The sequence below is a fragment of the Bacillus sp. AFS018417 genome (assembly GCF_002560985.1).
Classification (GTDB): Bacteria; Bacillota; Bacilli; order Bacillales; family Bacillaceae_G; genus Bacillus_A; species Bacillus_A rhizoplanae.
Genome location: NZ_NTTM01000011.1, coordinates 804 through 18,597, shown reverse-complemented (window position 1 = coordinate 18,597; position 17,794 = coordinate 804). Strand labels below are relative to the sequence as shown.

Here is a 17,794-nt window from a genome sequence, read left to right as displayed (position 1 = left end):
CCTTTTCGGTCACAACATTAATGCTTTAACGAATCCATTTCATCTGTATTAACCGTTGCGCGGTTTCTGTATAAAGCGATTAAAATTGCCAAGCCAACCGCAGCTTCTGCTGCAGCGACGGACATTGTAAACAGTGCAAAAATTTGTCCCTTTAAATTTGGAAACATCCCTAATTTGCTAAAGGCAACTAAATTTAAATTCGCCGCGTTCAGCATCAGTTCAATACAAACCAATACAATTACTGTATTACGCTTCGTTAATGCCCCAAATAAACCGATGCAAAACAGTATAATCGCAAGCGTCAGGTACGCAGAAGCTGGAATGCTACTCATGCGAATCCCCCTCTTTCTCATCCTTCTTCGCAAGTACAATTGCGCCAACAAGAGCAACAAGTAACAAAACAGACGTTAACTCAAACGGTATTATATATTTCGAATACAACAATTCTCCAATCTGAAGTGTATTTTGCTCATGAAGCAGTACCCCATCTTGAACGCTTTGATTCTCAAAACCTACGTTATTCACCGCAAAATACATCACCGCACCGAATATCACAACTGCAAGAAAGACAAATAATTTCCGCCAACCAAAACGCGTTTCTTCCTCATCATTATGCTTCGTTAACATAATGCCAAAAATCATAATAATCGTAATCGCACCGGAGTAAATCAAAATTTGTACAACCCCGACAAACTCTGCTGATAACATAAAATAAAGCCCAGCAATACTAAGGAACGTAAACACTAGAGCGAGCATCATATGCATCACTTTCTTTAAGTTCAGCATAAGTACACCGCCCATCATCGCAAGCAGGGCTAATGCTAAAAATGCTACTAACTCGCCATTCATGCTTTATTCTCCCTTCTCACATTTTGATCATTTTCATCCAGCCACTGTAAATTTTTAAATAAATCATCACGTGTATATTCCGCTAGCTCAAAGTTATTTGTCATCACAATCGCTTCTGTCGGGCAAACTTCTGTACAAAGATCGCAAAGAATACAAATTTCGAAGTTAATATCATACGTATCAATGATCTTCCCTTTCTTCTCTGGATCCGGATGCTTTTTCCCTGTTAGTTGAATACAGTCTGTCGGACAAATATTTGCGCATTGATTGCAAACAATACATTTTTCTGGATAAAACTTTTGAATGCCGCGAAAGCGATCTGGAAGTGGTAGTGGCTGATTTGGATAGTCATACGTTACTTTCTTCTTACTTAAGTTACTAAGTGTATACTTTAAACCTTTAAATAATCCTTTCATTGTACTCCTACCCCCTTTTTAGATTAGAAGAACAACTCTTTTATGAGTGCAGCTAAGAAAATATTCGCAAGCGCTACTGGCAATAGTACCTTCCAGCCAAACTCCATCAATTGATCGCCTCGTATACGCGGAAACGTCACGCGGAACCAAATTAATAGAAACACAACAGCACTAAATTTCAGCGCGAACCAAACGGCACCTGGAATAAACGATAGAAACGGAATTGGCTGCCATCCCCCTAAAAATAGTACCGTCATAAGCGATGCCATTCCAAAGAAATACACGTACTCAGAAAGCATGAAGAACGCCCAGCGGAATCCCGAGTATTCTGTATGGTATCCAGAAACAAGCTCCGATTCAGCTTCTGGTAAATCAAACGGCGTCCGGTTCAATTCGGCAACAGCTGCGATTAAGAATACGACAAAACCAACTGGCTGCACGAAAATGAACCAAACCCCTTTTTGCGCCTCGACAATTTCATTTAAATTCAAGCTGCCCGTTAGAAGAATTATTCCAATTACGCTCATAACAAGTGGAATTTCATAGGAAATCATTTGCGCTGCGGCGCGCATTCCTCCTAGTAAGGAGTATTTATTGTTAGACGCCCAGCCCCCAGTTACAACGCCAATTGTTGTAATACCAGAGATTGCAATGTAGTACAGTAAGCCAACACCAATATCAGCAAACTGTAATTTATCTGTAAATGGAATCACTGCTAATACCATAAATGCCGGCGCAAACGCAATGACAGGTGCTAATATGAAGAGGGGTTTATCAGCAGCTTTCGGGATCGTATCTTCTTTTAACAGGAGCTTTAACACGTCCGCTACTGTTTGCAGGAGTCCAAAACGGCCTCCCACTTGGTTTGGTCCTATGCGCCCTTGCATAAATCCCATTACTTTTCGCTCTGCTAAAATTCCATATGTAACAAAACCAAGAACGACAAACAATAACAACGTTGCTAATCCGAAAAAGATAAGAAAATTCGTCCAGCTTGCGGGTGACTCTAAGAGGTTTTGTATCATCATCCATCAACCTCCCCAAGTACAATATCAACGCCGCCTAAGATTGTAATTAAGTTTGCGATATTCTCGCCTTTCAAAATCTTTGGTAAGATTTGTAGATTATAAAAAGATGGACGGCGGAACTTTAAGCGGTACGGCTCTTTCTTTCCATCGCTCGCAATGTAACAGCCAATCTCTCCGCGCGGTGATTCAATTCGAACAAACGCCTCACCTTTTGGTGCTTTAATAATCTTCGGTACCTTCGCTAAAATAGCTCCTTCTTTTGGAAACTGTTCTACCGCTTGCTCAATGATTTTCAGCGACTCTTCAATTTCCTCCATCCTGCAAACGTAACGGTCCCAAGCGTCGCCTACTTTACCAACCGGAACATCAAAGTCAAAACGGTCATAAATCGAGTACGGTTCGTCTTTACGAAGATCCCATTTCACACCTGTGCAGCGCAAGTTCGCTCCGCTTAATGAATATTGCAGCGCATCATCTGCCGAATAAATACCGACTCCCTTTACACGGTTTAAGAAAATTTCATTGCCGCTCACAAGGTCGTGATATCCCTTTAGCTGCTCCCTCATATATGGAACAAACTCGCGCACTTTTTCAATCCATCCGTCCGGCGCATCCCACTTCACCCCGCCAACACGCATATAGTTAAATGTTAAACGTGCTCCGCATAATTCGTTCAGTAGGTTAATAATCATCTCGCGTTCACGAAATGCATATAAGAACGGACTCACCGCTCCGATATCAAGTAAATTTGTACCCCACCAAACGAGGTGACTCGCCACGCGCCCAAGTTCCATTGCAAGTACGCGCAAATATTCAGCACGCTCTGGTATTTCCAGCCCCATCATCGTCTCAACCGCGTGACAAATGACATAGTTATTTGTCATCGCTGATAAATAATCCATTCGGTCCGTGTACGGAATAATTTGCGTATACTGCAAGCTTTCCGCAATTTTCTCTGTGCCGCGGTGCAAATATCCAATGACAGGCGTAGCTTCTTTAATTATTTCTCCGTCAATTTTAATAACGAGCCGAAATACACCGTGCGTACTCGGATGCTGTGGCCCTACATTTAAAAGCATTTCTTCTGTACGAATCATGTTTTACACCTCCCACCTAAGCTTCTAAAATACCTTTATATCATCCAATAAATGTATTGAAACCTCCATAACAAAGTACATCTTCCTATACCGTATCGTTTAAGCACTTTCCCATCTATTGTTGTGATATTTAACGTTTTTCGTTTTTGGGATAAAGCTGTAATCCAACCGATATATTCTTCTCCATTTTTCTTTGTATACTTTATAAAATCGCGATGTTGAAAACCATTTAATCCCTCTACTTTAGCTTTTAACTTTCTTCTCATTGGCCTGATTTTATAGGGTTGTATGAATACATTGCTATTCTTTAATCCTGCTATTACTAAGGCATCATTTGTATGCGATTTTTCAATATCATAATCAATCCGTTTGTTTGCTGTATCGCATCCTGTCGTAAGTTCCAAAGGAGAGATTTTTGCAAGTTCGTTTCGTAAATAATGTTTTCCTTGCATAACATGCTGTGCATAATCAAATCGAATATGCTTTCCTTCAATTAATGTGTAAAAATGCTCTGCATAATTTAATTCATCCGTTCCTAATGATTCATGACAAACTGAACATAATGTAATGAGATTCTTCAATGTATCTGCACCGCGAAATCGTCTCGGTGTAATATGATGCACTTCTAACTTACAATTCTTCTTACTACATTGTTGACACATAAAATCATCCCTGATGAGAGTTGCTTTCCTAAGGTTTTCATCTAAACGATTAGATTGTTGATATTGCCATTGATACAGTTGTCTTCCTTCTGTCAACTTACGAACATCAATCTGCACATCTTCTAACACAATTTTGTGTATTGGTATCCATTTTTGCAGCTGGTTTACAACACGAAGTACGGCTTCTCGCTTTTGTTTAACAGAAGGCGATATTCGATCTTTTCTTTTACTAGAAGCACGATTATTAAAACGTGTTTTTCGATATCTTTTATGCCTCCTTCTATACTTCCGATAAATACGCCTTAGATCCATGAGACTCTTGACATCTTGACGTTGTTCTATTTCACCTGTAAACACAGCTTTCTTTCCATTTTGAACAATACCTATTCCAACATGCTTCGAACCATCATCAATACCACAAACAAAGGTAGATATATCTTGTTTTTCATTTGAAACTTCTTTGTTGAGTTGTATAACCATCGGATACTTGCTTTTCAGCACTGCTTTTTTCTTTCGGATTAAATACCATGCATTATTTTCTCTTGTTGGACTTAACGGTTTCTCGTTTATATCGACAACAAAAGCATATACAGTCATTTCTGACCAACCATCCTTTATGGAGAATTGTTCGTCTACCCAATGTCAGTAAGAGGACATGTGTTTCGGTGTGTCTATGCAGGTCATTAGCATAGTTTCTTCCTTGGCACTCACAGAGCAGCGGACTGACGATTACATCCGCAGGTGTGTTTTCACCTGACTTACCAACGTAGTTCATCGTGCAGAGCCTATTTCTAAACGCCACACTCACTAAGGGGTGAAAGCTAAGAAACGAGCATCTAGCTAAAAGACTAGTGACCACTTTTGGCTAGAATTGTCCATATATTGAACCACTGTTTCAAAGCTCCACATCAAAAGGCTCGTAATCTTTTCGCAGCGGATAGCCAATCCAATCATCCGGCATCAAAATACGCTTTAAATTTGGATGCCCTTCAAACACAACGCCAAGTAAATCATACGCCTCGCGCTCCGGCCAATCTGCCCCGCTCCATAACGGTACAATGGAAGACACTTTCGGCTCGTCCCGGTCAAGCTTTACTTTTACCGCTACAGATTGATTCTTGCCGTAAGAGAATAAATGCACGTAAACTTCCATATGCGTTACAAAATCTGTCGCATGCAATTCTGACATATAATCGAATGCAAATTCGGGATCCACCTTTAAAAGTTCCATCACTTCATAGTAATGCTTTGGCTTCACAATAAGCGTTGGCACATCCTTGGACAATGTATTAATATAGAAATCTTCTAACACACCTTCACCAAATTTTGCTGCAACTGCCTGAACGTACGCATCTAAATATGGCTGATTTCGTGACGGCTCTTCTACTTTCTGTTCTTCTTCCTCTTTCTTTTCTCCAGCCGCCCGAGCCTTTGCCGCGGCCGCTGCTGCTGCTTTGGCCTTCGCTGCCGCAATTGCTTTTGCCTTCTCATCGTCTTCCGGCGATTCTTCTTTTCCCATTTGCTTCGCTAGTGCAGCCGCCTTCGCTTTTGCTGCTGCCGCTGCCTTTGCTTTCGCCGCCGCAATTACTTTTGCTTTCTCGTCATCCTCTGACGATTCTTCTTCCTTTTCTGTTTGCTTCGCTAGCGCCGCCGCCTTTGCTTTCGCCGCGGCCGCTGCTTTGGCCTTCGCTACTGCAATTGCTTTCGCTTTCTCGTCATCCTCTGACGATTCTTCTTCCTTTTCTGTTTGCTTCGCTAGCGCTGCTGCCTTCGCTTTTGCCGCTGCTGCTGCTTTTGCTTTCGCTTCCGCAATTGCTTTTGCCTTCTCATCGTCTTCCGGCGATTCTTCTTCTTTTTCTTTTTGCTTCGCTAGCGCTGCCGCCTTCGCTTTCGCTTCCGCAATTGCTTTTGCCTTCTCATCGTCTTCCGGCGATTCTTCTTCCTTTTCTTTTTGCTTCGCTAGCGCTGCCGCCTTCGCTTTTGCTTCCTCTGCTGCCCGGCGTTTTACTTCTGCTACATCTATTTCATTCCCATTTGATAGCGCTTTCTCTTTTTCTTCTACAAGTTGAATCTCATTTTCCTGACGTGCCGCCAGTCGCTTCTGCGCTTCTTCCTTTGCACGTCTTGCCGCCTCTTTTTTCGCATCATCTATATTTTTATCTTGGTCGCTCATTTATTCGTCACCTGCTTCCCTGTCTTTGCTTCGTAACGAATTTTCTCTTTTAATTTATTAATACCGTAAATTAAAGCTGCTGGATTTGGTGGACAGCCAGGAATGTATACATCCACTGGTACGATTTGATCCACCCCTTTTACAACAGCATACGAATTCACATATGGTCCTCCTGCCGTTGCACAAGACCCCATTGCAATGACCCACTTCGGTTCTGGCATTTGATCATATAAACGACGAACGATTGGTGCCATTTTCTTCGTTACTGTTCCAGATACAATCATGACATCTGATTGACGGGGTGATGTACGGAAGAAAGAGCCAAATCGATCTAAATCATAGTGCGAAGAGCCGACTCCCATCATCTCAATCGCACAGCATGCCAGTCCAAATGTCATCGGCCATAGCGAATTACTGCGAGCCCAGCCCTTTACTTGCTCAAGCGTCATAAAAAATATATTTCTTTCTAATTCAGCGCGTTCTTGTGGATGAATATCTTCAAAATTTATAGCCATTGTAACACCTTCTTTTTCCAAGCATATGCAAGACCAATGAGTAACATAATAACAAAAATGAGCATCTCCACTAATGCAAATAGACCCAGCTTGTCATACGCTACCGCCCAAGGATATAAAAATACAGTTTCTACATCAAAAATGACAAAAAGCAATGCAAAAATATAATAACGGGCATGGAAGCGGACGTTTGCATCTTGAAACGGCTCAATTCCACTTTCATATGTTGTTTTCTTCGCTGTACTCGGTTTATGTGGACGCAGCAACTTTCCCAATGTGAGTGCTACAATCGGCAGTAATATACCTAATAACAAAAAAATGACGACAATCATATAACTATTTTCATATACATTTTCCATTGTGAAACTCTCTCCCCCCTCACAAATACAAGTGCACTCAGTAAACGTTATGATTGATTTGCACCATTTATTATTTTTTAATTTTTCTAAATAATGCAATTATGGTTATTATATCAAATTTTAAATTCCTATGTCGATATATTGGGAAAAAGGAACAAAAACTTAAAAGAACATGGTATTCATACTTCTGCGGGATAACTATAAAAAAAGCCGTAAAGGTTCATCCCTTTACGGCTTTTTTCATTACTTCATATTTGAAACGTTCAAACGGTTCACTGCACGTTGTAGTGCCATTTCTGCACGTTTGAAGTCAACATGTGCTTGTTTATCTTGCAGACGTTGCTCAGCACGGCGCTTCGCTTCATTTGCACGATGAACGTCGATATGACTTGCTGTTTCAGCAGATGGTGCTAATACTGTTACTTTCTCAGGGCGAACTTCAATAAAGCCACCGCTAACTGCTACGTAATCTGTATGTCCACCATTTTTCAAGCGAATTGCACTAACCTTAAGTGGTGCAACAGTTGGAATGTGACCTGGCAAGATCCCCATTTCCCCGCTCTCTGCTTTTACGCTTACCATTTCAACTTCATTTTCGTAAACCGGTCCATCAGGAGTTACAATACTGACTGGAAATGTCTTCATAATTCGTCCCTCCTAAGGCCTTACGCCATCATTTTCTTCGCGTTTTCAACAACTTCTTCAATACCACCAACAAGACGGAATGCGTCCTCTGGAAGGTCATCATGTTTTCCTTCTAGAATTTCTTTGAATCCACGAACTGTGTCTTTTACAGGTACATAAGATCCTTTTTGACCTGTAAATTGCTCTGCTACGTGGAAGTTCTGTGATAAGAAGAACTGAACGCGACGAGCACGATGTACAACTAATTTATCTTCTTCAGATAACTCGTCCATACCTAAGATAGCGATGATATCTTGAAGCTCTTTATAACGTTGTAATGTTTGCTGAATTTGACGAGCAACTGCATAATGCTCTTCTCCAACGATTTCTGGAGAAAGTGCACGAGATGTAGACGCTAATGGGTCTACCGCTGGGTAAATACCCATTTGTGTTAAACGACGCTCTAAGTTTGTTGTTGCATCTAAGTGAGCGAACGTTGTTGCTGGTGCTGGGTCAGTGTAGTCATCGGCTGGTACATATACCGCTTGGATAGACGTGATAGACCCTTTATTTGTTGATGTAATACGCTCTTGTAATTGACCCATTTCAGTTGCAAGTGTTGGTTGGTAACCTACCGCAGATGGCATACGACCAAGAAGGGCAGATACTTCAGAACCAGCTTGCGTGAAACGGAAGATGTTATCGATGAACAGAAGTACGTCTTGTCCTTGCTCATCACGGAAATGTTCAGCCATTGTTAAACCTGTTAATGCAACACGTTGACGTGCTCCAGGTGGCTCGTTCATTTGTCCGAATACCATCGCTGTTTTCTTGATTACACCAGAATCACTCATTTCATGGTATAAGTCGTTACCTTCACGAGTACGCTCACCTACACCAGCGAATACAGAGATACCGCCATGCTCTTGTGCGATGTTGTTAATTAATTCTTGGATTAATACTGTTTTACCTACACCGGCACCACCGAATAGACCGATTTTACCACCTTTAATATAAGGAGCTAATAAGTCTACTACTTTAATACCAGTTTCAAGAATTTCTACTTTTGTAGATAACTCTTCAAATGCAGGTGCTTGACGGTGAATTGGATCACGGCGTACATCCGCTGCTACTGCTTCACCTAAGTCAATTGCATCACCTAATACGTTAAATACACGGCCAAGTGTTGCATCACCAACTGGAACTGAGATTGCTTTACCAGTATCTTCTACTTCAACGCCACGAACAAGTCCGTCTGTAGAAGACATTGCTACTGTACGAACTGTATTATCACCAAGATGAATCGCAACTTCTAAAGTTAAGTTAATTGCATCTTGTTTAATTTTAAGGGCATTGTAGATTTCAGGTAGCTTTCCGCCGTCAAACTTAACGTCTACAACCGGACCCATGATTTGCGTAACGCGCCCTTTATTCATCGGGTTCCCTCCTAGCTTTCTTTAAATTAGCCAGCTTTTCTACGAACAGTCGGCTTTGAGTTTTTTTATATTTCATTTCGCTTTGAGATTATAGGCTCCGCTTTTTATTCCTATTCTAACGCTGCTGCACCGCCGACGATTTCCGTAATTTCTTGCGTAATCGCTGCTTGACGAGCGCGGTTGAAAGAAAGTGTAAGTGTATCGATAACTTCCATTGCGTTGTCTGTAGCACTTTTCATTGCTGTCATACGCGCTGCGTGCTCGCTTGCTTTACCGTCTAGCAATGCACCGTACACTAAGCTTTCTGCGTATTGAGGCAATAATACTTTTAAAATATCTTCTTCAGACGGTTCAAACTCATATGAAGTTTTTGCTTTTTCAGATGCCACATCAGTAAGCGGTAAAATCTTCTTCTCCGTTACTTCTTGTGAAATCTTACTTACATAATGATTGTAATAAATATACAATTCATCATAAGCACCATCTGTAAACATAGAAATTGCTCTTGAAGCAATATCTTTAATATCAGCAAATGATGGTTGATCAGATAATCCAATTACTTCATCAATGATATTAAAACCACGACGTTTTAAATAATCACGGCCTAGACGTCCTAGTACAATAATCGCGTACTGGTTTGCATCCATGTTGTGACGCTCTTTCACTACGTTGCTTACTGCACGTAAAACGTTACTGTTATATCCACCTGCTAGTCCGCGATCCGATGTAATAACAATATATCCTGTTCGCTTCACAGGACGCGCTGTTAGCATTGGGTGATTTACCCCGCTACCTTGCGCTATATCCGCTACTACTTCTTGAATCTTATTCATATACGGAACGAAAGATTTAGCATTTTGCTCTGCACGGTTTAATTTTGATGCAGATACCATCTCCATCGCTTTCGTAATTTGACTCGTTTTCTTTGTCGAGTTAATTTTTGCTTTTATATCGCGTAAAGATGCCACAGGTTTTCACCACCTTTTTTCCGGAAGTTGGCATGATTAGAAAGACTCTCCGTTTGTTCATCTTCCCAATCTAATTAACAAGTTATACTTGTTCATGATTGGAGGAAAAGAATAGGTGCACCTACTCTTTTCCTCTACATATCCGTTAGCACTCTATGTAAGAGTTGCCTGTTTCTATATTTAAGTAGAGCGGCTACAAGAGCCGGCTCTGCTTTTTATTATTATTCAGATGCTACGAAAACTTTTTTGAAGCCGTTAATAGCTGCTGCCATTTTTTCGTCTTCAGCAAGTTTTGTTGTTGTACGAATTTCAGTTAATAATTCAGCAGCATTCGTATCTAACCAAGCATGGAACTCCTCTTCGAAACGAGTGATGTCCGCTACTGGGATATCATCTAAGAATCCGCGTGTTAATGCGTAAAGAATCATAACTTGTTTTTCTACTTTTAATGGCTTATGTAAGCCTTGTTTTAATACTTCTACTGTACGTGCACCACGGTTTAATTTCGCTTGTGTTGCTTTATCAAGGTCAGAACCGAACTGAGCGAACGCTTCTAATTCACGATAAGATGCAAGGTCAAGACGAAGTGTACCAGATACTTTGCTCATCGCTTTGATCTGAGCCGCACCACCAACACGAGATACAGAAGTACCTGCGTCAATCGCTGGACGTACACCAGAGAAGAATAGATCAGATTGTAAGAAAATCTGTCCATCTGTGATAGAGATTACGTTTGTTGGGATGTAAGCTGATACGTCCCCTGCTTGTGTTTCGATGAAAGGTAATGCTGTTAAAGAACCAGCGCCTTTTGCATCACTTAATTTTGCCGCGCGCTCTAGTAAGCGGGAGTGTAAGTAGAATACATCCCCTGGATATGCTTCACGACCTGGAGGACGACGTAATAGTAATGACAGCTCACGGTATGCAGCTGCTTGTTTAGATAAGTCATCATATACAACTAATACGTGTTTGCCGTTGTACATGAACTCTTCACCCATTGTTACACCAGCATATGCAGCTAAGTATAATAATGGAGCAGGTTGAGAAGCAGATGCAGTTACAACGATTGTGTACTCTAATGCACCGTGCTTACGTAATGTTTCAACTACGTTACGAACTGTAGATTCTTTTTGTCCGATCGCTACATAGATACAAACCATATCTTGATCTTTTTGGTTCAAGATTGTATCAAGTGCAACAGCTGTTTTACCAGTTTGGCGGTCACCGATGATTAACTCACGTTGTCCACGACCAATTGGTACAAGAGCGTCAATCGCTTTAATACCAGTTTGAAGTGGCTCATGAACAGATTTACGGTCCATTACACCTGGTGCTGGGCTTTCGATTGGACGAGTTTTTGTTGTATTAATTGGGCCTAAACCGTCTACTGGTTGACCTAATGGGTTTACAACACGGCCGATTAATTCTTCCCCTACTGGTACTTGCATGATGCGACCTGTACGACGTACTTCGTCACCTTCACGAATTTCAGTATAAGGTCCTAAAATAATGATACCTACGTTATTTTCCTCTAAGTTTTGTGCTAGTCCCATAACGCCGTTAGCGAACTCAACAAGTTCACCAGCCATAACGTTATCAAGACCATGAGCACGTGCAATACCGTCACCAACTTGAATAACTGTACCAACATCGCTAACTTCGATCTCAGATTGATAGTTTTCAATTTGTTGCTTTATCAGTGCGCTAATTTCTTCAGCTCTGATGCTCATGCGCTTCACCCCTATCTATTCTTCATAAGTTCACGCTGGATACGTGCTAACTTTCTTTGTAAACTGCCGTCGTAAATGCGGTTTCCAATGCGTACTTTAATACCGCCTAGTAAATTTTCATCTACAACATTTTGAACGCGAATTGCATCTTTTCCTGTTTTCTTTGCAAATACTTCTGCAATGCTAAGCTTCTCATCTTCTGATAAAGAACGAGTAGAGTAAACAATTGCATCAGCTACGTTACGCTCTTCGTTTGCAAGTGCAACATACGTATCTACAATTTCAGGCACTAATGTTTCGCGATGATTATCGATTAAAATATATAATGTGTTTAAAATTGGTTGAGAAACAGTAGAAAACACGTTAGAAAGGAATTGTTTTTTCTCTTCTTTTGAAATGCTTGGTTGTCCTAAAAAAGTATGTAGTTCTTTACTACTTACAAAAATACTTTGTACAAGGCGCAGTTCTTCCTCAAACATTTCTAGTGCGTGTTTATCTTTTGCGATTTGAAAAAGAGCGACAGCATAACGTTTAGCTACAATCTCATTGCTCATCGCGCTTCTCCTACCTCTTTAATATAATCGCGAATTAATTGAACTTGATCTTCTTCTTTCAATTCTTTTTGCATTACTTTAGAAGCAATTTGTACAGATAAAGAAGCAACCTGTTCTTGCAGAGCAGCAATCGCGTGCTCTTTTTCGCGTTGAATTTCTTGTACAGCAGATTCTTTAATAGATACTGCTTCTTCTTTTGCAGCAGCAATGATACTTTCTTTTTGATCCTCTGCTTGCTTTTTCGCTCTCTCAATCAATTCTTGCGCTTCAACACGTGATTGTTTTAACATTTCACGTTGTTCTTCTACTAACTTTTTCGTCTCTGCATTGTTCTTTTCTGCAGCGTCGATTTCGCTAGAAATATGATTTTCACGTTCCTTCATAATTCCCATTAAAGGTCCAAATGCATATTTACGAAGCAGTGCTAATAGAATTAGGAAAACGACTAATGTATAAAGTACCGTTCCGTATGGAACAGCAGCAGCTCCTAATAATAGAGTTGGCACAAGGATTCACTCCCTTCAAAAATCTAAATTAAATAAATGAAAAGACAAGTAATGTTTCATTCATAAAGCAATGGCGAAGAAGGTCCCAAAACGATCTTCGCCACTTATTGTAAGGGGAGCTATCCCTTATTTGTTTAATACGATAAACGCGATTACTACACCGATAATTGGAAGCGCCTCAACTAACGCTACCCCGATGAACATAATTGTTTGAAGTTGACCACGTAATTCTGGTTGACGAGCAACACCCTCAACTGTACGAGATACGATAAGACCGTTACCAATACCAGCACCTAATGCAGATAAACCAATTGCGATTGCAGCTGCGATTACACCTAAACTCATTTTAAAAGTCCTCCTTTTTATCATTAAAAAATAAATTTTGTACTTACTTTAAATATATTAATGGTCGTGGCTTACTTTATGAGCCATGTACACCATCGTTAACATTGTAAAGATAAATGCCTGGATAGCACCTACGAAAATACTGAAGCCCATCCATGCTAACATCGGCAGAACAGCACCTAACGCGCCAAACACACCGCTTGCACCTAACTGAGCAAGTAATGTTAATAAAATCTCACCAGCATAGATGTTACCAAATAAACGAAGACCTAACGTCAATGTATTAGCAAATTCCTCAATCACCTTTAACGGGAATAAGAATTTCATTGGTTGAAAATAGCCTCTTAAATATTCTTTCGTACCCTTCATCTTAACTCCATAATAATGGGTGAGGGCAACTACCATCACGGCTAATGTTAGAGTAACTGCTGGGTCAGACGTTGGAGATCTCCAACCTGCAAGGTGCTCACCACCCTCAGCTACCGTAAGCATGAGCGGCAAACCGAGCATGTTTGCTACAAATATGTACATAATGAGTGTAACTCCAAGCGTTAAAAATCGTCCGCCTGTTTGCCAATCCATCGTACTATTGATCATACCCTTCACGAAGTCCATAATCCATTCAAGGAAGTTTTGCATTCCTGTTGGACGTAAGGCTAAGCGACGTGTACAAATCATAGCAATGATAAATACGATTACTGCCGCAACAGTCGTCATCATAACAGCGGACAAGTCGAACGTTAAACCTAGAAATTCAACTAATTTACCGTGTTCCACTAGTAATTCACCTCTCTTCCCTGCTCTTATATTGTAGATAAAGAAAATCTATGATCATGACAAGATATCCTGTCAGCAATCCTACTCCTAAGCTCCACATCGCTATTAAATATTGATATTTCGCTGCAAATATAATTAATAACCCTATCGTGGCTAATCTCGAATATGTACTCACTGCGGTCGCTTTATACTTTACATTCTCTCCTTGTGTAACGCGATCTAACAGCCTGTCCGTCTTGTGTGCAACGATGCGCAAACTAAGAAAACCGAAAATCGTTCCGATAATCAGCCCCAGAAAGACATCTTTGTATGAGGTAAAGCCCCATCCTAATACAAAGAGTGCGAGAAGGTTGTACATATATTTCTTTTGTCTTTGGACAAGTTCATGTACTTCTATCATCATTGCTCTCCTGAATAAAAGTGTCGAATGAGTCGAATCATAGCATAAACCCCTGTTCCAAGACCTAGTAATAAACCGATTACTAGGAATAAAGGAAACGTTCCAAGCTTACTATCAATCCATTGCCCGCCAAAAATTCCAACTAAAATAGCACCAACGAGCTGAGAAAGAATTCCGGTCATTAAAGCATATGCCTTAAATGGACTGCGCTTGTTTTCCTCCAAGGATTCATCCCTCCATATGTAAAGTCTCATTCACTATGCGTTAATAATAACTCATTTTTTTGTATAAATCCTAGTCAAATAAAAAAGTTAACTTTTTCGTCACTGAATAGATGAAAAATTGTCAATGAAAACCCTACCATCTATCCCCGTTGTTAGCATACAATAGGGTATTAAACAGTGTCAACGTCAAATCGAAAAAAATCAAAAAATTTGAGTATTAGTCATTTATTGACAGAAATGAAAACGTTCCCCTTCAAAATACTGTTAATAAACGTCTAATCTCCAGGCCTTTTCTCTTTATAATGGAAGAAAAAAGTTCACATTTTTGTCACTATTATTTTTTCCTAATATAACGATTTCCTTCTGTAATATAACTTTCTCAAGTAGAAGTTTCTATATTATATGCAATTGGACTGTATGTTATGTTGCATAAAAAAACAGACGAGAAGGCATCCTTCTCGTCTGTTGTCTTACTTCGTTCCGAATAAACGGTCACCAGCATCTCCAAGACCTGGTACAACATATCCATGATCGTTTAATTTTTCATCTAATGCAGCAACGTAAATATCCACATCAGGATGGTCTTCTTGAATAACTTTTACGCCTTCTGGAGCACCAACGATACACATTAATTTAATATGTTTCGCACCGCGCTTCTTTAAAGAAGTAATTGCTTCTGATGCAGATCCACCTGTTGCTAACATTGGATCAAGTACGATAAAGTCACGTTCTTCTACATCAGTTGGAAGTTTCACATAGTATTCTACAGGTTGTAATGTTTCTGGATCGCGATATAAACCGATATGACCTACCTTCGCCGCTGGAATTAGTTTCAAAATTCCATCTACCATTCCTAAGCCCGCACGTAAAATAGGAATTAAACCAAGCTTCTTACCTGCAATCACTTTTGTTTTCGCTTTACTTACAGGTGTTTCAATTTCAATTTCTTCAAGCGGAAGATCGCGTGTAATTTCAAACGCCATCAAGCTTGCTACTTCATCTACTAGCTCACGAAATTCTTTCGTTCCTGTATTCTTATCGCGAATATATGTAATCTTATGCTGAATTAAAGGGTGATCAAAAACATACAATTTTCCCATGTGAATCTCTCCTTCAGATGATATTGATGCGTGAGGACACGCCGTTTTTTACACTATGTACGATTGTAAAGAAAACGCCACTAATATTCAAGGGTGAATTTGGCAAAATTTCAAATGCTTCTTCTCTCTATCAAGAATAGCCTTACCAATTATGGAAACGAAATCCTTCATTATATATTTAAAATATATTCATGATTTGTATACATACATAGGATGCTTTGCATGCTCTTCTTTCTCATATGTAATATTTTCATGGAAGCTCTGTTAAATAATGTTTTTTATTTTCTTTTTCAACTAAAACATATTCCATAAGAACATGATAAATGTACGAAATAAACAAGACTTTCATTACACACACATGAAAAGTTTATCTTTTAGTAAAGTGAAACCTCCATCAGTGTTTTTTTCATCCCCCACTGATGGTTAGTTTAACCAATCAGGCACATGCCAGCAGTTATCCCCTACCTATCTTCTTCGATTTTCTCTGAATCTTGAGGTGGGGTCTTACTGCGGGATAAAGTGAAACTTCTATCAGCGAGTGGGGCTCACTACCCGCGAATAGAAGGATAAACAATATATCAAGAATTTAACAAAAAAAGCTGCTGAAACAATATGTTTCAACAGCTTTTTTCTCTTATAGCTCTTTATACATTGGGAATTTATTTGTTAAAGCATTTACACGCACGCGTGCTTCTTCTAGTACTGCTTCATTGTCATGATTTTTTAATGTGTAAGCGATAATGGATGCAATTTCATCCATTTCAGCAAGTCCAAAGCCTCTTGATGTTACAGCTGCAGTTCCAATACGAACTCCGCTTGTTACAAATGGGCTAGCTGGGTCAAATGGAATTGTATTTTTGTTTGTTGTAATACCAACTTCATCTAATACATGCTCTGCAACTTTTCCAGTAATGTTTAAATTACGAACATCCATTAAAATTAAGTGGTTGTCCGTGCCACCAGAAACAAGTGTAATACCTTCTTTTTGCAGACCTTCTGCTAAACGACTTGCGTTGTTGATAATGTTTTGTGCATATGTTTTGAAGTCATCCTGCAATGCTTCTCCAAATGCAACTGCCTTTGCAGCGATTACGTGCATAAGCGGTCCGCCTTGAATACCAGGGAAGATGGATTTATCAATTTGTTTTGCAAATTGTTCTTTACATAAAATCATACCACCGCGTGGTCCGCGTAATGTTTTATGAGTTGTTGTTGTTACAAAATCAGCGTATGGTACTGGATTTGGGTGTAAGCCAGCTGCTACAAGCCCCGCGATATGTGCCATATCTACCATTAAATATGCGCCAACTTCATCAGCGATTTCACGGAATTTTTTGAAATCAATTACACGAGGATACGCACTAGCACCCGCAACGATTAATTTCGGCTTATGCTCTTTCGCTTTTTCTAATACATCTTCATAATTGATGTGATGTGTATCAGGATCTACACCGTATTCGATGAAGTTGTATTGTACACCACTAAAGTTAACAGGGCTTCCGTGTGTTAAGTGACCGCCGTGAGATAAGTTCATACCAAGCACTGTGTCACCTTGCTCTAGAATTGTGAAGTATACAGCCATATTTGCTTGTGCACCAGAATGCGGTTGAACGTTTACGTGCTCTGCGCCAAAAATTTCTTTTGCGCGATCACGTGCGATATCTTCTACGATATCCACATGCTCACAACCACCGTAATAACGTTTCCCTGGATATCCTTCTGCATACTTGTTCGTTAATACAGAACCTTGTGCTTCCATTACGGCTTGGCTTACGAAGTTTTCAGATGCAATAAGCTCGATTTTTGAACGCTGTCTTCCTAATTCTAATTCAATTGCAGCAAACACCTTTTCATCTTGACGTTTTAAATGCTCCATCAAAATCCCCCTTTTCTGAACGAATTACATCTATTCCCGATATTTTTTCTTCATTTTGCAAGAAAAAACGAAAATTCCAGTTGTAATTCTTCTAAACCTTCATGTTTTCAACTACATTCTAACACGACTCTACACATGATAAAAGAAAAAAAAGA

21 protein-coding genes and 1 pseudogene are annotated in these 17,794 nt (G+C 39.9%); all 22 read right to left on the bottom strand.

Annotation, left to right across the window (positions count from 1 at the left end; translation table 11 throughout):
• Positions 1 to 17 precede the first annotated feature (17 nt).
• The 22 genes and pseudogenes from nuoK to glyA all read right to left on the bottom strand — a co-directional run bounded on the left by nuoK (position 18) and on the right by glyA (position 17,639).
• On the bottom strand, positions 18 to 332 hold the full coding sequence (gene nuoK, locus CN326_RS05795; RefSeq protein WP_098307154.1) for an NADH-quinone oxidoreductase subunit NuoK: 315 nt from the start codon (positions 330 to 332) through the stop codon (positions 18 to 20).
• Complete coding sequence (locus tag CN326_RS05790) at positions 325 to 849, bottom strand: NADH-quinone oxidoreductase subunit J (RefSeq protein ID WP_098307152.1); 525 nt, start codon at positions 847 to 849, stop codon at positions 325 to 327. Before CN326_RS05790 ends, nuoK begins: the two co-directional genes overlap by 8 nt.
• A complete protein-coding gene (nuoI, locus tag CN326_RS05785) occupies positions 846 to 1,265 on the bottom strand; it encodes an NADH-quinone oxidoreductase subunit NuoI (protein WP_098307150.1) in 420 nt (139 codons plus the stop codon). The genes CN326_RS05790 and nuoI overlap by 4 nt, the downstream gene beginning before the upstream one ends.
• Positions 1,266 to 1,288: 23 nt before the next feature.
• On the bottom strand, positions 1,289 to 2,290 hold the full coding sequence (gene nuoH, locus CN326_RS05780) for an NADH-quinone oxidoreductase subunit NuoH (RefSeq protein ID WP_098307172.1): 1,002 nt from the start codon (positions 2,288 to 2,290) through the stop codon (positions 1,289 to 1,291).
• The gene (gene nuoD, locus CN326_RS05775) at positions 2,290 to 3,390 is read right to left on the bottom strand and encodes an NADH-quinone oxidoreductase subunit NuoD (protein WP_098307148.1); all 1,101 of its coding nucleotides are present in this window, start codon (positions 3,388 to 3,390) and stop codon (positions 2,290 to 2,292) included. Before nuoD ends, nuoH begins: the two co-directional genes overlap by 1 nt.
• A gap of 35 nt (positions 3,391 to 3,425) precedes the next feature.
• Positions 3,426 to 4,649 (bottom strand): RNA-guided endonuclease IscB, encoded by a 1,224-nt coding sequence (gene iscB / locus CN326_RS05770; protein WP_098307146.1) that lies wholly within the window; start codon positions 4,647 to 4,649, stop codon positions 3,426 to 3,428.
• 298 nt (positions 4,650 to 4,947) lie between these two features.
• Positions 4,948 to 6,225 carry an NADH-quinone oxidoreductase subunit C gene (locus CN326_RS05765; RefSeq protein ID WP_098307144.1) on the bottom strand — a complete coding sequence of 426 codons (1,278 nt, stop codon included), beginning with the start codon at positions 6,223 to 6,225 and terminating at the stop codon, positions 4,948 to 4,950.
• On the bottom strand, positions 6,222 to 6,740 hold the full coding sequence (gene nuoB, locus CN326_RS05760; protein WP_098307142.1) for an NADH-quinone oxidoreductase subunit NuoB: 519 nt from the start codon (positions 6,738 to 6,740) through the stop codon (positions 6,222 to 6,224). The genes CN326_RS05765 and nuoB overlap by 4 nt, the downstream gene beginning before the upstream one ends.
• Entirely contained in the window at positions 6,731 to 7,099 is a 369-nt protein-coding gene (locus CN326_RS05755; protein ID WP_098307140.1) for an NADH-quinone oxidoreductase subunit A, read from the bottom strand. Before CN326_RS05755 ends, nuoB begins: the two co-directional genes overlap by 10 nt.
• 243 nt (positions 7,100 to 7,342) lie before the next feature.
• Positions 7,343 to 7,744, bottom strand: a complete 402-nt coding sequence (locus tag CN326_RS05750) for a F0F1 ATP synthase subunit epsilon (protein ID WP_098307138.1) — start codon at positions 7,742 to 7,744, stop codon at positions 7,343 to 7,345.
• 20 nt (positions 7,745 to 7,764) lie between these two features.
• Entirely contained in the window at positions 7,765 to 9,159 is a 1,395-nt protein-coding gene (gene atpD / locus CN326_RS05745; RefSeq protein WP_098307136.1) for a F0F1 ATP synthase subunit beta, read from the bottom strand.
• 110 nt (positions 9,160 to 9,269) lie between these two features.
• Complete coding sequence (gene atpG, locus CN326_RS05740) at positions 9,270 to 10,127, bottom strand: ATP synthase F1 subunit gamma (protein ID WP_098307134.1); 858 nt, start codon at positions 10,125 to 10,127, stop codon at positions 9,270 to 9,272.
• 221 nt (positions 10,128 to 10,348) lie between these two features.
• Positions 10,349 to 11,857, bottom strand: coding sequence for a F0F1 ATP synthase subunit alpha (gene atpA, locus CN326_RS05735; RefSeq protein WP_098307132.1), 1,509 nt, complete (start codon positions 11,855 to 11,857; stop codon positions 10,349 to 10,351).
• Positions 11,858 to 11,868: 11 nt separating this feature from the next.
• Positions 11,869 to 12,411, bottom strand: coding sequence for a F0F1 ATP synthase subunit delta (locus CN326_RS05730; RefSeq protein WP_098307130.1), 543 nt, complete (start codon positions 12,409 to 12,411; stop codon positions 11,869 to 11,871).
• Entirely contained in the window at positions 12,408 to 12,917 is a 510-nt protein-coding gene (gene atpF, locus CN326_RS05725; RefSeq protein ID WP_098307128.1) for a F0F1 ATP synthase subunit B, read from the bottom strand. Before atpF ends, CN326_RS05730 begins: the two co-directional genes overlap by 4 nt.
• A 126-nt stretch (positions 12,918 to 13,043) precedes the next feature.
• A complete protein-coding gene (gene atpE / locus CN326_RS05720; RefSeq protein WP_098307126.1) occupies positions 13,044 to 13,262 on the bottom strand; it encodes a F0F1 ATP synthase subunit C in 219 nt (72 codons plus the stop codon).
• Positions 13,263 to 13,319: 57 nt separating this feature from the next.
• Positions 13,320 to 14,039 carry a F0F1 ATP synthase subunit A gene (gene atpB / locus CN326_RS05715; RefSeq protein ID WP_098307123.1) on the bottom strand — a complete coding sequence of 240 codons (720 nt, stop codon included), beginning with the start codon at positions 14,037 to 14,039 and terminating at the stop codon, positions 13,320 to 13,322.
• 7 nt (positions 14,040 to 14,046) lie between these two features.
• The gene (locus CN326_RS05710) at positions 14,047 to 14,439 is read right to left on the bottom strand and encodes an ATP synthase subunit I (protein ID WP_098307121.1); all 393 of its coding nucleotides are present in this window, start codon (positions 14,437 to 14,439) and stop codon (positions 14,047 to 14,049) included.
• Positions 14,439 to 14,663, bottom strand: a complete 225-nt coding sequence (locus CN326_RS05705; RefSeq protein ID WP_141524975.1) for an AtpZ/AtpI family protein — start codon at positions 14,661 to 14,663, stop codon at positions 14,439 to 14,441. Before CN326_RS05705 ends, CN326_RS05710 begins: the two co-directional genes overlap by 1 nt.
• Positions 14,664 to 14,689: 26 nt before the next feature.
• Positions 14,690 to 14,803 (bottom strand): annotated as a pseudogene (locus tag CN326_RS25385) (DUF4024 domain-containing protein).
• A gap of 330 nt (positions 14,804 to 15,133) precedes the next feature.
• Complete coding sequence (upp, locus tag CN326_RS05700) at positions 15,134 to 15,763, bottom strand: uracil phosphoribosyltransferase (protein WP_020061432.1); 630 nt, start codon at positions 15,761 to 15,763, stop codon at positions 15,134 to 15,136.
• A 634-nt stretch (positions 15,764 to 16,397) separates the two neighbouring features.
• The gene (gene glyA / locus CN326_RS05695) at positions 16,398 to 17,639 is read right to left on the bottom strand and encodes a serine hydroxymethyltransferase (RefSeq protein WP_141524974.1); all 1,242 of its coding nucleotides are present in this window, start codon (positions 17,637 to 17,639) and stop codon (positions 16,398 to 16,400) included.
• Between the last annotated feature and the right edge of the window lie 155 nt (positions 17,640 to 17,794).

Excerpts from the sequence above, each read along its gene's own strand:
- nuoD (WP_098307148.1), bottom strand. The coding sequence starts at position 3,390 with ATGATTCGTACAGAAGAAATGCTTTTAAATGTAGGGCCACAGCATCCG.
- atpA (WP_098307132.1), bottom strand. The coding sequence starts at position 11,857 with ATGAGCATCAGAGCTGAAGAAATTAGCGCACTGATAAAGCAACAAATT.
- CN326_RS05730 (WP_098307130.1), bottom strand. The coding sequence starts at position 12,411 with ATGAGCAATGAGATTGTAGCTAAACGTTATGCTGTCGCTCTTTTTCAA.
- nuoK (WP_098307154.1), bottom strand. The coding sequence starts at position 332 with ATGAGTAGCATTCCAGCTTCTGCGTACCTGACGCTTGCGATTATACTG.
- upp (WP_020061432.1), bottom strand. The coding sequence starts at position 15,763 with ATGGGAAAATTGTATGTTTTTGATCACCCTTTAATTCAGCATAAGATT.
- atpE (WP_098307126.1), bottom strand. The coding sequence starts at position 13,262 with ATGAGTTTAGGTGTAATCGCAGCTGCAATCGCAATTGGTTTATCTGCA.
- atpD (WP_098307136.1), bottom strand. The coding sequence starts at position 9,159 with ATGAATAAAGGGCGCGTTACGCAAATCATGGGTCCGGTTGTAGACGTT.
- nuoB (WP_098307142.1), bottom strand. The coding sequence starts at position 6,740 with ATGGCTATAAATTTTGAAGATATTCATCCACAAGAACGCGCTGAATTA.
- CN326_RS05710 (WP_098307121.1), bottom strand. The coding sequence starts at position 14,439 with ATGATAGAAGTACATGAACTTGTCCAAAGACAAAAGAAATATATGTAC.
- nuoH (WP_098307172.1), bottom strand. The coding sequence starts at position 2,290 with ATGATACAAAACCTCTTAGAGTCACCCGCAAGCTGGACGAATTTTCTT.
- nuoI (WP_098307150.1), bottom strand. The coding sequence starts at position 1,265 with ATGAAAGGATTATTTAAAGGTTTAAAGTATACACTTAGTAACTTAAGT.
- glyA (WP_141524974.1), bottom strand. The coding sequence starts at position 17,639 with ATGGAGCATTTAAAACGTCAAGATGAAAAGGTGTTTGCTGCAATTGAA.
- CN326_RS05755 (WP_098307140.1), bottom strand. The coding sequence starts at position 7,099 with ATGGAAAATGTATATGAAAATAGTTATATGATTGTCGTCATTTTTTTG.
- CN326_RS05750 (WP_098307138.1), bottom strand. The coding sequence starts at position 7,744 with ATGAAGACATTTCCAGTCAGTATTGTAACTCCTGATGGACCGGTTTAC.
- CN326_RS05790 (WP_098307152.1), bottom strand. The coding sequence starts at position 849 with ATGAATGGCGAGTTAGTAGCATTTTTAGCATTAGCCCTGCTTGCGATG.
- iscB (WP_098307146.1), bottom strand. The coding sequence starts at position 4,649 with ATGACTGTATATGCTTTTGTTGTCGATATAAACGAGAAACCGTTAAGT.
- CN326_RS05765 (WP_098307144.1), bottom strand. The coding sequence starts at position 6,225 with ATGAGCGACCAAGATAAAAATATAGATGATGCGAAAAAAGAGGCGGCA.